The sequence below is a fragment of the Comamonas sp. FUJ_7 genome, from assembly GCF_057369555.1.
On sequence record NZ_JBXXZI010000003.1, the window covers coordinates 150,124 to 165,175 of the forward strand.

Below are 15,052 nucleotides of genomic sequence, written 5' to 3' on the forward strand. Positions count from 1 at the left end.
TGAAACCGGCATCGCGCTTGAACTGGCGCGTATCAAGCGCAAAGACGCCAAGCAAGAATCGCATTGCGGCGAAGGCGTCGTCCCCCTCCCCTAGTGCGCAGCACGTAAAGAGAGGGGGAAGCGGCCAAGCCGCTCAGGGGGTGTTCAGCAGCTATCGCTGAAACGCCACCTCGCCATCCACGATGGTGCATTGAACCCGTGCAGGCAACTCATAACCGCTGAACGGCGTGCTCTTGCCCTGGCTTTGCAGCGCCTGGGGTTCGACCGTCCATTCGGCATCGGGGTCAACAATGCACAGGTCGGCCACACCGCCCACCGTCAGCTGACCCAGTTGAGACTGCTGCTCGCCCAAGGCATTGCCCAGCACGGTCACAGGTGCAGAAGTCACTACGGCAAGCGCACGGCTCAGGTCGATGTTGTAGTCACGGCTCCACTTCACGGCGACGGACAGCAGCAGCTCCACCCCGGTCGCACCGGGTTCGGCTTCGGCAAAAGGCAGCACCTTGGCGTCTTCGTCCACCGGGCAGTGATCGGAAACCAGCGCATCGATTGTGCCGTCCGCCAGTGCAGCAGATAGCGCATCGCGGTCGCGCTGCTGGCGCAGCACGGGCACCACACGGGCGCTGCTGTCGAAGTAGCCGATGTCATTCTCGGTCAGCAGCAGCGAGTTGATGGAAACGTCAGCCGTCACGTTCAGGCCTTCGGCCTTGGCTCGGCGCACCAGCTCCACGCCAGCGGCGCTGGAGATGCGGCACAGGTGAACACGGGTTTGCGAACCGCGAATCAGCTCAAAAATCGTGTGCAGCGCAATCGTCTCTGCCGCCACGGACACGCCAGCCAGACCCATGCGGGTGGCCAAGGCGCCGCTGGCAGCCACGCCCTTGCCCAGGTCTTTGTCCTGCGGACGCAGCCACACGGCATAGCCAAAAGTATTGGCATAGCTCAGAGCACGGCTCAGTGTGGTGATGCTGGGCAGCGGCACCTCGGCCTGACCAAAGGCCACGCAGCCGGATTCGGTCAGCTCGGCCATCTCGGTCAGCGTCTCGCCCTTGAGTCCCACGGTCAGCGCGCCCATGGGGAACAGGCGCGACTTGTGCTGCTTCTCTGCACGGAACTTCAGCATTTCCACCAGACCTTGCTCGTCGAGCACGGGGTCGGTATCGGGCAGGCAGACCAAGCTGGTCACGCCACCAGCCACGGCTGCGGACATCTCGGACTGCAACATGCCTTCATGCTCATGACCGGGCTCGCGCAGGCGCACAGCCAAGTCCACCAGACCGGGCAGCACCCACTGGCCGCTGGCATCGATTTCACGCTCGGCCACAAAACCTTGGGGCACGGAGCCGATGGCGGCGATTTTGTTGCCATCGATGGCGATATCGGCCTGCTGGTCGAAACCGCGTGCCGGGTCCATCACCCGGCCATTGCGAATCAGAATCTTCATGGTTTGGCACCAAATTGGCTTCTAGCCCTTATTTCATAAGCGCTAGCAGCTATCAAAATATTAAACACCCATCCCAAAAAACTGGCACAACCCAAGCCAGAGACAGCGAGCAAGCGCCGCCGCGCAGCGAGGCTGTCGTCCCCCTTCCCACAGCAAGGCTGCGAGAGAAGGGGGAAGCGGCGCAGCCGCTCAGGGGGATGGCCTGATGTTCCATCAGGCTTCATTCCCCGCGACGATGGACATGACAGCCATGCGCACGGCGATACCGAAGGTCACCTGCGACAGGATCACGGCCTGCGGGCCATCCACCACGGCGGAGTCAATCTCCACGCCACGGTTGATGGGGCCGGGGTGCATGACGATGGCATCGGGCTTGGCCAGCTCCAGGCGCTTTTCGGTCAGGCCAAAGCTCTTGAAGTATTCCTGGCTCGACGGCAGCAGCGCGCCGCTCATGCGCTCGTTTTGCAGACGCAGCATGATGATGACGTCGCAGTCCTTGATACCCTCTTCCAGGTTGTGGAAGACACGCACGCCCATGCTGGCCATATCGGCAGGCACCAGGGTGCGGGGGCCGACCACGCGCACTTCAGCGGCGCCCAATGTGGTCAGAGCGTGGATGTCCGAGCGCGCCACGCGCGAGTGCAGCACGTCACCCACAATCGCCACGCGCAAGTTGGAGAAATCCTTCTTGTAGTGGCGGATGGTGTACATGTCCAGCAGACCCTGTGTGGGGTGTGCGTGGCGGCCGTCACCGGCGTTGACCACGTGGACATGGGGGGCCACATGCTTGGCGATCAGATAGGGGGCGCCCGATTCGCTGTGGCGCACGACAAAGATATCGGCCGCCATGGCGCTCAGGTTGTCGATAGTGTCCAGCAAGGTCTCGCCCTTGGCTGTCGAGGAGCGCGAGATGTCCAGATTGAACACATCGGCCGACAGGCGCTTGGCAGCGATCTCAAAGGTGGTGCGGGTGCGCGTGCTGTTTTCAAAGAACAGATTGAACACGCTCTTGCCACGCAGCAGTGGCACCTTTTTGACTTCGCGGTCGTTGACGCTGACGAAGTTGCTGGCCGTGTCGAGAATCTGGGTCAGGATGTCCTTGGACAGACCTTCGGTGGAGAGCAGGTGGATCAGCTCGCCATTCTTGTTGAGTTGGGGGTTGCGCTTGTACAGCACGATCAGGCCTCTTGAATGCGGAAGTGGAAAACACCGCTCTCGTCGCGCGCCAGCGCCAGGGAGCGGTCGGCCGGCAACGCCACGCGCGCTGCGGCAAAGTCGGCCTGGATAGGCAGCTCGCGCCCACCCCGGTCCACCAGAACGGCCAGTCGCACGCAAGCGGGACGGCCATAGTCATAGAGTTCGTTCAGCACGGCGCGCACGGTGCGGCCTGTGTAGAGCACATCGTCGAGCACCAGAATGTCTGCACCGTTGACGTCAAAGTCGATCTGCGTCTGGGCGCTGCTGGACATGCCGCGTTGCGAGAAGTCGTCACGGTGCAGCGAGGAAGACAGCACGCTGGGCTTGCCCGCCAGGTTCAGATCCTTGTGCAGACGCTCCACCAGCCAGGCACCGCCCGAGGTAATGCCCGCCAGACGCGTGTTGGGCCCCATGATGCGTTGCACGCCGCGCAGCAACTCGCTGTACAGGGCTTCTGCGTCCAGGATCAGGCTGCCCTGTCCCGACTGATTTCCTGCAATGGTTTCACTCATGGGAGACTCCTCAAAAATTGTTCAAGAATGATGCAGGCCGAAGCGGCGTCGGCGTCGCGTGCGCCGCCCGCCAGTGCTTCGGTCGTGCTGTAGCGTTCGTCCACCTCATACACCGGCAGTTTGAAGCGGCTTCTGAGCTGACGGCCAAATTTCAGAGCTCGCGCCGTGTTCTCGTGCGCCGCGCCATCGGGGTGGTAGGGCACGCCAATCACCAGCGCATTGGGCTGCCACTCGCGGATCAGCTTGTCCACGGCCTGCAGCCGGGCATCAGCTCCTTCTGCCTTGATGGTGGGCAGAGGGCTGGCTCCGCCCATCACCCGGTTACCCGAAGCACAGCCGGTGCGCTTGGTACCAAAGTCAAAGGCCAGAAATTGCTGAAAGTGCGCAGGCACCTCGGGCTTTTGCGGCACGGGGGCTGCTGCCGGGCTCGCAGCGGGAGCAACCCCGGACTGGTTTTCGGCCGAGGAAAAGGCCGCATCGGCGGCCTTGTTGGAAGTAGAAATAGGGTTCATGCGTGTCTCTGCGACATTCATGCGCGTCCGGCTTCGGGCGATAGCATCCAGCGCTGCAAGCCCAGCAGACCCAGAGCGCGGTCATAGCGCTCGTCCACCGGGGTGCTGAAGATGACTTCGGGGTCGGCTTCCACCGTCAGCCAGGCATTTTCGCCAATCTCGGATTCGAGCTGTCCCTCATCCCAGGACGAATAACCCAGCGTGACCAGCACGCGCTTGGGGCCAGCGCCATCCGACAGGGCTTCGAGCACATCCTTGGAAGTCGTCATCTCCAGGCCGCCGGGGATGGTCATGGTCGAAGCGTAGGCCGACTCGTTCTCGGGCGCCCCTTCAATAATCATGGGCTCGTGCAGTACAAAGCCGCGATCCGTCTGCACCGGGCCACCGGTGAAAACCTGTTGATCGAGCAAATCATCGCGCTTGAGGCCCAAATCCACTTTTTTCAGCAGCCCTTGCAGGCTGAGCTTGGAAGGCTTGTTGATAATCAAACCGAGCGCGCCACGCTCGCTGTGCTCGCACAGGTACACAACGCTGCGCGAAAACGACTCATCTTCCAGGCCAGGCATGGCGATCAGGAAGTGGTGCGTCAAGTTGATAGGCGCAGATTCTGCAGACATGCCTGCGATTTTAATGGCGATCCATGACTCCTTCTTACCCTGTGGGCTTGATTTGGTTCCGGCGCGACCTGCGCCTGAGCGATAACGCTGCCCTCTACCACGCTGCCCAGCAATGCAAAACGCTGTTCTGTGTCTTTGTTCTGGATGACAGCATTTTGCTGAGCCTGCCCCACGCCGACCGGCGCGTGGAGTTCATCTGCCAGAGCCTGCGCGAGCTGGACGAGGCGATTCGCCAGTCCGCCAGCCGCCCCCATGCCGGTCTATTGATCCGGCGCGGCCTGCCGCAGGACATCATTCCAGCCCTTGCCGAGCAACTGGGCGCAGCGGCCGTCTTCTGCAATGACGATGACGAGCCCGCCGCCCTGGCACGCGACGCCCAGGTGGCTCGCAGCCTCAAGGCCAGCGGTCGACTGCTGCTGCGCTTCAAGGACCACCGCATCTTTGGCCGCGACGAAGTACTGACGCAGAGCCTGTCGCCTTACTCGGTCTTCACGCCCTACAAAAACGCCTGGCTCAAAAAAGTCTCGCCCTTCTACCTCAGCAGCTACCCCAGCGAGCGCGACCTGCGCACCAAGCTGGCCGACCTGCCAGAGGACCAGCGCCGCCCCATCCCCACGGCAGCCGAGCTGGGCTTTGCCGCCGATACGCTGGCAGGCCTGCGCCTGCCCACCGGAGTCAGCGGTGCGCGCCAGTTGCTGGCTGATTTTTTGCCACGCCTGCCGCAGTACAAGGCCGCACGCGACTTTCCGGCCCTCAAAGGCCCCAGCTACCTCAGTGTGCACCTGCGCTTTGGTACCGTGTCGATACGCGAGCTGGCACGACTGGCCCACGAAGCGGCGAATAACCAAGACTGGTCTGAAGCGGCCCGCGAGGGTGCTTCCACATGGCTGAGCGAGCTGATCTGGCGCGACTTCTACTTTCAGATCCTTGCCCACCAGCCTCATGTGGTGGAGCGCAGCTTCAAGCCTGCCTACGACGCCATTGAGTGGGAGACAGGAGCCAAGGCTGATGCCCTGTTTGCCGCATGGTGCGAGGGCCGCACCGGCTACCCGCTGGTCGATGCCGCCATGCGCCAGCTCAATACCAGCGGCTATATGCACAATCGGCTGCGCATGGTCACGGCCAGTTTTCTGGTCAAGGACCTGGGCATCGACTGGCGCAGGGGCGAAGCGTATTACGCCGAAAAGCTCAATGACTTCGACCTGGCGGCCAACAACGGCGGCTGGCAATGGGCGGCCTCCACGGGCTGCGACGCCCAGCCCTGGTTTCGCATCTTCAACCCGGTAACCCAAAGCGAAAAGTTTGACCCGGAGGGCAAGTTCATCGCCCGCTATGTGCCCGAAGTGGCCGCCCTGCCCGCCAAACTGCGCCACGCGCCCTGGCAGGCCAAGCCGCTGGATTTGCTGGAGGCTGGCATCACGCTGGGCAGCGACTACCCCCACCCCGTCGTCGACCACGCCGCAGCGCGCGAGAAGACTCTGGCCCGCTATGGCATTCTGAAATCCAACAGCTAAAAAAGAAGCGGCTTGCGCTTGTTCCATCTAGGTTTGAGGTGACTTTCAATCTCAAACCCAATCAGAACTTGCGCAAGCCGCTTTCTTTTCAGTAGCAGGTCTTATTCAGCCAGGCTTTCTTCTTCATCGGGCGCTGGCCCGCTGAGCGGGTTTCGCTCGGGTGCCGGGCCGCTGCGCTGCAAGGCGTAGTGCTGAATCAGACCCAGCAGTTCCTCATCCGAGTACGGCTTGCCCAGATAGTGATTGGCACCCAACTCGCGCGCCATTTCGCGGTGCTTCTGGGCGATACGCGAGGTGATCATCACCACGGGCAGGCCTTCGAGCTTCTGGTCAGCGCGGATATTGCGCAGCAGATCGAAGCCATCCATGCGCGGCATTTCGATGTCCGACAGCACCAGCGTGGGGCGCTCGTCCTGTAGGCGATCCATGGCTTGCAGGCCATCGGATGCCAGCGTGACGCGGTAGCCTTCGCGCTGCAGCAGACGCTGGGTGACGCGGCGCACGGTGATGGAGTCGTCCACCACCAGCACCAAAGGCACGGTGGTCTGCGCGGCTTCGGCGCCCAGCAAGCCTGCGCCTGCGCCCTGGCTCAGCTGCCCCTCTTGGGCAGCCTGCTCGGCCTTGGCCAGCATGGCTCGCACCTTGTCGCCATAGACGTTGGCCAGTGCCACAGGGTTGTAGATCTGCACCACAGCACCCGAGGGCAGCACGGACATGCCGGTCAAGCCGGGCAGACGCGAGAGCTGCGGCCCCAGGTTCTTGATCACCACTTCCTGGTTGCCCAGCACTTCATCCACATGCAGTGCCACACGCTGCGAGGCGCTGCGCACAATCATCACAGGACGCGTGCGGCCCACGTTTTCCTCGCTGCGCAGCGAGGTCTGCCACAGTGCACCAGCCCAGTAGAACGGCATGACTTCGCTGCCGTCCTGGAACTCTTGCTTGCTATAGCTTTCCTCCAGCGCATCGACGGGTACGCGACGCACAATTTCCACCAAGTTTGCAGGCACGCCCATGGTCACAGCGCCCATACGCAGCATGACGACTTGCGTCAGCGCCGTGGTCAGGGGCAGCACCAGTCTGAAGGCGCTGCCACGACCGGGCTCGGTATGCGTTTCGATACGGCCACCCAGTGCGTTCACTTCGGAGCGCACCACGTCCATACCAATGCCACGGCCCGCAACGCCGGTCACTTCGGCAGCCGTTGTAAAGCCCGGCTCGAAGATGAGGCGGCCTGCGTCCTCCAGCGTCATATGACGCTCGTCCGTCCATAGCTTGAGGCTGATGGCCTTGGCGCGAATGCGCTCCAGATTCAAGCCTGCGCCATCGTCTTCCACCGAAAGCGCCACGTCGTTGCGCTCCTGGCTCAGCACGATTTCAATCGTGCCGACAGCGGGCTTGCCCAGCTCCTGGCGCTGCTCGGGCGACTCAATGCCGTGTGCCACGCAGTTACGCAGCAAGTGCTCGAAGGCCGGCATCATGCGTTCCAGCATGCCGCGGTCCATTTCGATGGTGCCGCCCAGAATGTTCAGGCGCACCTGCTTGCCCAGCTCCTTGGAAGTCTGGCGCACCACGGCATACAGACGCTCGGCAAAGGAGTCAAACTCCACCATACGCGTGCGTAGCAGATCGCGCTGCAGGTCGCGCGCCTGGCGGCCTTGAGCGACCAGGTCGTCTTCGGCAGCAGCCAGATCGCGCTGCAGATTGCGCTGCACGGTGGCCACGTCGTTGACCGACTCGGCCATCATGCGGGTCAGCTCCTGCACGCGGGTAAAGCGGTCGAACTCCAGCGGGTCAAACCCAGCCGCCGTGTCCTTGGACAGGGCCAGACGCGACTGCATCTGGCTTTCGGCCTGCACTTCGATGTCGCGCAGCTGGGTACGCAAACGCTCCAGGTTGCCAGTCAGGTCATCCAGCGCACTGCGTGCCTGATTCAGTCGAGAATCCACCCGCGAGCGGGCAATCAGCACTTCACCGGTCTGAGAAATCAGACGGTCCAGCAACTGCGCCCGCACACGCACGGTCTGCTGCGAGGCTGCACGCGGCACCACAGGCGCAGGCATCTGGATGGGCTCAGAAGGCTGCGCCACATCTTCAGCAGCCACACCTTCCGCGCTCTGCGCAGGCTCATCGTTGACGGTCGCACTCAGATGCAGTGGCGCGGAAGCCAGCTGGTCATCCAGCTGTGCCAGAGGCTGTTCAGCTTCCTGCTCTTCAGCCATGCGCAGCACATCAAAGCTGGCTTGCAAAGCATCAAAGCTGTTCAGCAATGGCTCGATGGCATCCGCTGTGGGCTTTTCCTGGTCAATGCGCTCGACTGCCGACTCCAGTCGGTGGGCCATTTCGCCCATGCGCATGGCTCCCGCCAGTCGCGCACTACCCTTGATGGTGTGCAAGGCACGCAGGGCCTCGTTGCGCGCCTCATCCAGAGCCGGGCGTCCATGCCAGCGGCGCAGTGCCGCACCGAGCTTGGGCAGCAACTCAACGGCCTCTTCCTCAAAGATGGGGAACAGGTCAGGGTCTACCTGGTCGAGCACATCAATGTCGTCTTCATCGTCGCTGGCATGTACTGCCAGGGCAATGGCTTCATCAATGCGACGCTGCAACTCGGCTTCCTGCGCCACACTGCTGCTGGTGGGCAGCATGGAGTACGGGGGCAGCTCATCCTCATGCGCAACAGCATCCAGCATCGGGTCTGCTGCCAAGCCGTCTTCAACCACATCCGTCGCAGGCCTATCGGCCTCGGGCTGCGCCTGGGCAAAGTCCAGCGGCACGTCCTTGGGGTCGGCGGGTGTCAGAATCTCGGGAACCTCGGGCCACTCGGCATCAGCCAGTTGCGCCAGTTCGTCGAGCCCGTCATCGACGACTTCAGATTCGCTGACATCGATCGGCGTATTCAGGATCTCACGCAGTGCATCTTCCACCGCAGGTACGGCCTCTTTGAGGAAGCCGGCAGCAAACTGATGCAGCAAGCGGCGCACCTCATCCGATGCCGTCACACTTTGCTGAATCTGCAGCTCGCTGGCATGGCCCTGGGGCTGCAAATGCTGCAAGGCATGCTCCAGCAGGCGTGCCAGATTCGACAATGCCTTGAAGCCCACCGTGCCCGAGCTGCCTGCCAGCGAGTGCGCCAGTGCAATGGCATCTTCGGGGATGGGGCCGGTGGGCTCTTGCGACCATTGCTGCAGCACCTCGCCCAGGCGCTTGGACCAGTCGTCTGCCTCATTGAGGTAGACGTTGTACAGCGGGGCACTGATGCGCAAACCATCGATATGGCGATAGCCGTCAGCCTCCAGATCTTCCTGAACTTGCGCCTCTGGCTCTGCAAGCTCAATCTCAACAGGCTCAGCAATGGGCTCAGCAGTGGATGGCTCAGCCTCCGGCGCTACAGCGCCTGCTTCAGCCACTGCACCATCAAGCAAGGCCTCGATTGCCTCGAAGTCCGGCTCCTGCTCAACAGGCGTCTCTTCGGGCAGTGCAGGCTCGGCCTCCACTTCACCCACGGTTTCTGGCTGCGTCTGGGCCTCAATCGCCGCTTGCTCGCTTTCACGCATCGCGGCCTCAAAAGCGGCAAAGTCCAGCTCCTGCACCGGTTCAGCAGACACGGGCTGCTGAACCGCTGCGTTGCTATCTGGCACCTGCTCATCGGCAACGACGGCGGCCTCTTCAGCCGCGCTCAGTGGCTGGAGCAAGTCGTCGGGGATATCCAGGTCCGGCAGGGCAAAGTCGTCAGCAGTCGCAGGGGGTTCGGAGCTGGTGTCCGCCACAGGCTCCAACGACAGCTCTTCAGGGAAGTCCAGCTCCGGCATGACCCACTCAACCGCTTCAGCGACAGGTTGCTCCTGAGTCTCTGGCAAGTCCACTGCAGGAGCTAGCGCCTGAGAAAGCTCCGGCTCCGCAGGCCAAACCCGCTCTGCAGCACCAGCAGTATCGACTTCATCGACAACCTCAAGGCCGTCCACGGTGTCAGGCGAATCCGTCTCTGCAACGGGGAGTTCGGTCACCTCGGCATCGGAAGCCAAAGCCAAGAACTCTGTCGCTTCAATGATCTCCTCTTGCTCCGGCAAGGTGGAGGGCATCTCCAGCTCCTGACTGCTTGCATCAAGAGCTACCGCGTCAGGCGTAGATTCAACCGGCTCAGAGCGCTCGCCACGTCGTGGTACCAGGCCCACCTCCGCGCGCTCTCCCTGCAGTCGCATGGCATCGGCTGCCGCACGGAATGGTGTTGCCGACCAGTTCTGCGCCTGCTTGTTTTCAATATCCTGAGCCCAGGCGGCAAACGCTTTCAAAGCATCCTGCGCCAGCATCTGCATAGGCTCTGGCATGGGCTGCTGCTCTGCCAGCCAGGCATTGAGCATCTGCTCCATGGCCCAACCGGCCTCACCAAACTCATCCAGCCCCACCATGCGCGAGCTGCCCTTGAGCGTGTGGAAAGCCCGGCGCAATGTGGTCTGCTCGGTCAAATTGGCAGGGTCATCGGCAAGCGCCTTCAGGGCTTGCAGACCGTTTTCCACCACTTCGCGGGCTTCTTCCAAAAAGATGAATAGCAGTTCATCGTCACCGTCCAACTCTTGCGCGCTGAGTTCTTGCGCGGGAGCAAGTGCTGCAGGAGCCACCCAATCAACCGCGCCCGCATCAGGAGTGAGCAAAGCTGCAAAATCTGCCGCCTGGTTCTCTGCAGACAAGGCTTCGACCTTGGGATCCGGTGTTTCATGCTTGCTCGACTGTATGCCGGCAAACACCTGTGCCATGGCATCGGCCAGAGCGTCTGAGCCCACAGCCTCCGGCTCTTCGACGGCGGGAGCCGCCGCCATCATCTCGAATTCAGGCAGAGCACCTGGCTCCGTCGGCGCCCACAGCCCGCCCCCATCTTCTGCATCCAGCTTGAGCAGCGGCGCTGCCACTTGAGGCACTGCAGGAGCAGTGTCTTGAGTGGGCAACGCTGCCGGCTCGGTCGGTGCAAACGAGGGCTCTTCTGCAGGCGGTGGCGGTGCTGCCACCGAAGGCTCAATGGCCGGTGCCTGCTTCAGTACGGGTGCAGAGGCCGCTACAGCGGCTGCAGTGACAGGTGCGGGTGCGGGTGCGGCCTGGAACACCGGAGCCTGTGCGGCGACATCCATTGGGATGTCCACTGTCGGGCGGAAAGCCTCCGGCCCACGACTGCGGCTGTGCCCCATGACGATGCGCAGCTCGTCCTTCTCCTCATCGTAGACAAACAGCTTGCGCGCCATATTGCGCTGGTAGCTGAGCATGTCGATGAGAAAGCCCATGGCTCCCAGACTGCTTCCCAGCTTTTCAAACACACGCGGCTGGTTTTCCAGCGACACTTCGCCAAGCATCAGATGCTCGACGGTCTCGCGCATGCGCTGCATGGCTGTTGCGGCCTGGTCGAAGCCCAGCACCGACAACACACCGCGCATCTGCGCCATCTGACCCGGTACAGAAGCTAGCACCGACGCATCTGCGGGGTTGCGGAAGAACAGATCCAGCTGCTTTTCCGCCTCTCCCAGAGTGACTCGCAGCTCACCAACCACAGACCCCATGGTCTGCTGGTCACTGGCATGGCGGTAAAGCTCCTCCATCCAGCTTTCCAGAGGCTCGGACGGTGCTCCGTGCAAAGCCGCATCCAAGCGTTGAACCAGCACGCGGGACTGTGCGGCCTGAATTTCCTCGTCATGCCTTGCAGTCATGAAGCTGGCTTGCAGGTACAGCACTGCCGTCGCCACTTCCATTGCCAGCTCTGCCGGAGGCGGCTCGCCAATGCGATCCACCGTTTCCGCCACACGAATCAGCGCGCGGGCCAGCCCATGGCTGACTGGCTGCAGCTTGACCAGAGACTCGGAGACCTGGCTAAACTGCTCCACCATGGCCTTGATCTTGCTGCGATCACCGCCAGCCACACCCGACCATGTCTCTGCAGCTGCGGCAATGCGCTTGCGAGCCTGCACCAGCACTGCTGGGTCAAAGCGGCCATACCGCGCCACGTGATAGTCCACGAGAGGCATTTGCTCCATGGAATAGGCTTCATGCACTGCCTTCAGGCTGTCACCCGCTTGCTCACGCGGCTTAGCCTGAGCGCAGAAAAACATCAGGTCCTGCAGCAGTCGTGCCGGGGGCAGGCTGTCGCCCTTGGCCATCGCCGCATACTGCATGAGCACACGTGAAGCCATGCGCTTGACATAGATGTCGGCGGTAATCAGCCCCCGCGCCAGTCCTTCAAAAAAGGCCGCAGCAATCTTCCAAAAGCTGCGCGCCGCCACATCCTCGGTCTGGCCTGCAGCAAAGCGCAGGCACAGCTCACGCATCTGGGCTGCGGCCTCGCGGTCATCGCTCTTGACCATGCGCAGCACCACGCCATCCAGCATGGCACGGGCGTGAGGTCCATAAGCCAGCGGCTCCGGCACATTGCCTGTCCAATGGGGCTCACGCGCCCGGCGCTCGGCTGGCCATAAATCGGCAGGGTGTGCCTTGTCATTGCCAGCCAGAGCCTGAGTCTCTCGATATTGAGGAAACAAGGCCACAGCAGACACCTGCTGCCCGGCCAGAACTGCCTCCAGAAATTCCATCAGCGCAAAGTGAGTGCGCTCCAGTGTATTGGCCGCCTCAAGAGTGCAGTATTCAGGCCTTTGCACGAAGCGGTTCACCGCAGCTTCCATGCTGCGCAAAACCTGTGCCGGAGCCGTGACGCCCACCATCTCCAAAGCACCACAGGCCTGATGCAGCTGCTGGCGCGCAATGCGCAGGGCCGAGGTATCAAGCTCTTCAAGATCCGACAGGCGAGCCGCATCCGCATCGCGCATGAAACGGCTCACAGCCTTGGTCGCTGCCTCAAGCGACTTGCGCACTTCATCCAGCACCCAGGCCAATGGCCCCAGGTCCTGCTCTGCAGGTGCAGACATGGCTGCACGTGTTGGCGAGTCGTCAACCACTGACATGCTCTAGTTCCTTAACCCTCAGGGGTCGTGCATTTTTATAAGAGGGAGAGCCAGTCAAATCAGGCAATCTTGAATCGGGAAACAGACTGACGCAGTTCCTCAGCCATATGAGAGAGCTCTCGCACCTGCTGTGCAGTGGTACGCGTACCCTCACCGGTCTGTTCAGTCACCGCAAAAATGTGCTGAATGTTTTCAGCCACACCGTTGGCCATCTTGGCCTCACGCGAAGTTGAGTTGGAAATTTGCTCAATCAACTCAGCCAGTCTGCGTGACACACTATCAATTTCAGACAGTGCAGTACCCGCGGAGTCAGACAGGCGAGCCCCTTCCACCACCCCTTGCGTAGAGCGCTCCATAGCGGCTACCGCGTCCTGGGTATCAGTCTGAATAGCCTTCACCAGTGATGCAATCTGTCGCGTGGCATCGGCCGAGCGCTCCGCCAGTCGCTGCACTTCTTCCGCCACCACCGAGAAACCCCGGCCCGCTTCACCCGCAGATGCGGCCTGAATGGCGGCATTCAGCGCCAGCACGTTGGTCTGCTCGGTAATGTCCGAAATCAGTTCGGTAATTTCACCAATCTCCTGCGAAGACTCGCCCAGGCGCTTGATTCGCTTGGAGGTATCCTGAATCTGGTCACGGATGGAGTTCATGCCGCCAATCGCGTTCTGCACAGCCTTCAGTCCCGAATCAGCCGCCTGCAGCGACTGACGGGCCACTTGGGCTGACTCCTGCGCCTGGGCCGAAACATTATTGATACGGCCAGCCATGTCCAGAATCGACTTGCCGGTTTCGCGGATCTCATGCAGCTGTTCATTCGATGCTGCCAGCAGCTCGGTCGATGTCAGATCCACCTGCTCGGTGGTCTGAGCGACGCGGGTCACCGTGTTCTGCACCGATCCCACCAGCGCGCGCAGCTCTTCCACCGTGTAGTTCACCGAGTCGGCAATTGCGCCGGTAATGTCTTCGGTCACGGTGGCTTCCTGCGTCAGGTCTCCCTCGGCCACGGACTGCAGCTCGTTCATCAAACGCAAAATGGCAGCCTGGTTGGCGTCGTTGATGCGCTTGGCTTCCTGCTCCTGCATGCGGGCATCCACCTGGTGACGCTCGGCTTCTTTCTGACGAGAGCGACTATCCAGCAGCTGCACGCGCGAGATGCCAATACCGCTGAGCACGGCGGTCAAAATGGCCAGCGCCAGCAACGCCAGCTGCAGCATGTTGGCTCCACCCAAACCCTGCAAAGATGCCTGCAGCTGCTCCAGTTGCTGACGCAAAGGCTCACTGTCGTTGTTGATGCTGGCCTGTGCTTCACGGGCCGACACCAAACCTTGCAGGTTTCCCAGAATGGCACTGGCCTGTGTACGCGTGTCGTCGTATTGCTTGATCAGTGTTTCCAGCTGCTCTCTCACCTGCGGATCACGGGCGGCAGACAGGCGCAATTCGGGGCTGCCATTGAGCAAGCCCTCGGAAATTTCCTTGAAGGTATTCAAGTCCTTGCCCAGCAAGAACACGGCTTCGGGGCTCACTCCCTCCAGCGTCTGGAATTCGTTGGCAGACTTGGCAATGCGCTGCGTCAACATCACCAGCTGACCAGCAGCAGAAATCTCGGCTGCACCAGCGCCTTGCTGCAGTTTCAAAGAGGAAATGGTTTCAGCGGTTTCCAGCAAGTCGGATGACTGGCGGTTGATTGAACGCAGCGCATCCCCCACCTGGGTCAATGTCTTTTGCTGGCCCAGAATCAGCGCCGCACTCTTTTCGGCGCGCTCCATCAGCGCATTCACAGAGCTCACCTGCTCTTGCAAACCGCTGCTCAGCGCATTCACATCCAGCTCGTCATCGCCAGCCGCCAACGCACGCACATTGCGCGCCAGGACGCCAGCGCTGTCCTTAACGTCTGCAAATGCAGGAGCAGCCCCCGTCATGGCAATGGAGACAGACTTAGCCAATCGCTGTGATTGCATCAGGGCCTGACCTGTCGCTGCCAGCTGCTGGTTGGAGTTGTTGGCATCTCGCAGCATCCAGACAGCACTACCTACCAGCACCAGTGCTGAGCCACCCAGCAAGGCAAACAAAGTGCGTTGGTGCTTGGAGGCTGTGGCCGATCCCAGAATGGGCAGACGAACCAGCTCAGCTTCGCGATCGGCTTCTTCCACACCAAAAACGGATGGTGCCCCCTGCACACTGTTCAGTGCTCCGTCATACATATCCTGCGCGACGGTTTCACTCATCATGCTGCTTTCACTGCTGACAGTGGCCGCAATGGGCTTGCGTCGGAACAACTGGTTTATTTTTTGTGCAAAGGACATAGCGCTTTATCCAGAAAC

At 61.6% G+C, this 15,052-nt stretch carries 8 protein-coding genes; 1 reads left to right on the plus strand and 7 read right to left on the minus strand.

Translation table 11 applies throughout. The annotated features are described in order from the left end of the window. Positions 1-151: 151 nt before the first annotated feature. The 5 genes from AC2I9W_RS06185 to AC2I9W_RS06205 form a co-directional block, all read right to left on the minus strand. Entirely contained in the window at positions 152-1,444 is a 1,293-nt protein-coding gene (locus AC2I9W_RS06185) for a dihydroorotase (RefSeq protein WP_486409137.1), read from the minus strand. 213 nt (positions 1,445-1,657) lie between these two features. Continuing rightward, a complete protein-coding gene (locus AC2I9W_RS06190) occupies positions 1,658-2,620 on the minus strand; it encodes an aspartate carbamoyltransferase catalytic subunit (RefSeq protein WP_486409138.1) in 963 nt (320 codons plus the stop codon). A 2-nt stretch (positions 2,621-2,622) separates the two neighbouring features. Continuing rightward, complete coding sequence (gene pyrR / locus AC2I9W_RS06195; RefSeq protein WP_486409139.1) at positions 2,623-3,153, minus strand: bifunctional pyr operon transcriptional regulator/uracil phosphoribosyltransferase PyrR; 531 nt, start codon at positions 3,151-3,153, stop codon at positions 2,623-2,625. Then, the gene (gene ruvX, locus AC2I9W_RS06200; RefSeq protein WP_486409140.1) at positions 3,150-3,665 is read right to left on the minus strand and encodes a Holliday junction resolvase RuvX; all 516 of its coding nucleotides are present in this window, start codon (positions 3,663-3,665) and stop codon (positions 3,150-3,152) included. The genes pyrR and ruvX overlap by 4 nt, the downstream gene beginning before the upstream one ends. A 17-nt stretch (positions 3,666-3,682) precedes the next feature. Next, complete coding sequence (locus tag AC2I9W_RS06205) at positions 3,683-4,282, minus strand: YqgE/AlgH family protein (protein ID WP_486409141.1); 600 nt, start codon at positions 4,280-4,282, stop codon at positions 3,683-3,685. Between the two features lie 23 nt (positions 4,283-4,305). On the opposite strand from AC2I9W_RS06205, the gene AC2I9W_RS06210 reads away from it, so the two are divergent. Then, positions 4,306-5,796, plus strand: a complete 1,491-nt coding sequence (locus AC2I9W_RS06210; RefSeq protein WP_486409142.1) for a cryptochrome/photolyase family protein — start codon at positions 4,306-4,308, stop codon at positions 5,794-5,796. A 101-nt stretch (positions 5,797-5,897) separates the two neighbouring features. Here the strand turns inward: AC2I9W_RS06210 and AC2I9W_RS06215 are convergent, their stop codons facing one another. Both AC2I9W_RS06215 and AC2I9W_RS06220 read right to left on the minus strand, forming a co-directional pair. After that, positions 5,898-12,731, minus strand: a complete 6,834-nt coding sequence (locus tag AC2I9W_RS06215) for a hybrid sensor histidine kinase/response regulator (RefSeq protein ID WP_486409143.1) — start codon at positions 12,729-12,731, stop codon at positions 5,898-5,900. A gap of 59 nt (positions 12,732-12,790) precedes the next feature. Beyond that, positions 12,791-15,034, minus strand: a complete 2,244-nt coding sequence (locus AC2I9W_RS06220; RefSeq protein WP_486409144.1) for a methyl-accepting chemotaxis protein — start codon at positions 15,032-15,034, stop codon at positions 12,791-12,793. Positions 15,035-15,052: the final 18 nt, after the last annotated feature.

Excerpts from the sequence above, each read along its gene's own strand:
- AC2I9W_RS06185 (WP_486409137.1), bottom strand. The coding sequence starts at position 1,444 with ATGAAGATTCTGATTCGCAATGGCCGGGTGATGGACCCGGCACGCGGT.
- pyrR (WP_486409139.1), bottom strand. The coding sequence starts at position 3,153 with ATGAGTGAAACCATTGCAGGAAATCAGTCGGGACAGGGCAGCCTGATC.
- ruvX (WP_486409140.1), bottom strand. The coding sequence starts at position 3,665 with ATGAACCCTATTTCTACTTCCAACAAGGCCGCCGATGCGGCCTTTTCC.
- AC2I9W_RS06205 (WP_486409141.1), bottom strand. The coding sequence starts at position 4,282 with ATGTCTGCAGAATCTGCGCCTATCAACTTGACGCACCACTTCCTGATC.
- AC2I9W_RS06210 (WP_486409142.1), top strand. The coding sequence starts at position 4,306 with ATGACTCCTTCTTACCCTGTGGGCTTGATTTGGTTCCGGCGCGACCTG.
- AC2I9W_RS06215 (WP_486409143.1), bottom strand. The coding sequence starts at position 12,731 with ATGTCAGTGGTTGACGACTCGCCAACACGTGCAGCCATGTCTGCACCT.
- AC2I9W_RS06220 (WP_486409144.1), bottom strand. The coding sequence starts at position 15,034 with ATGTCCTTTGCACAAAAAATAAACCAGTTGTTCCGACGCAAGCCCATT.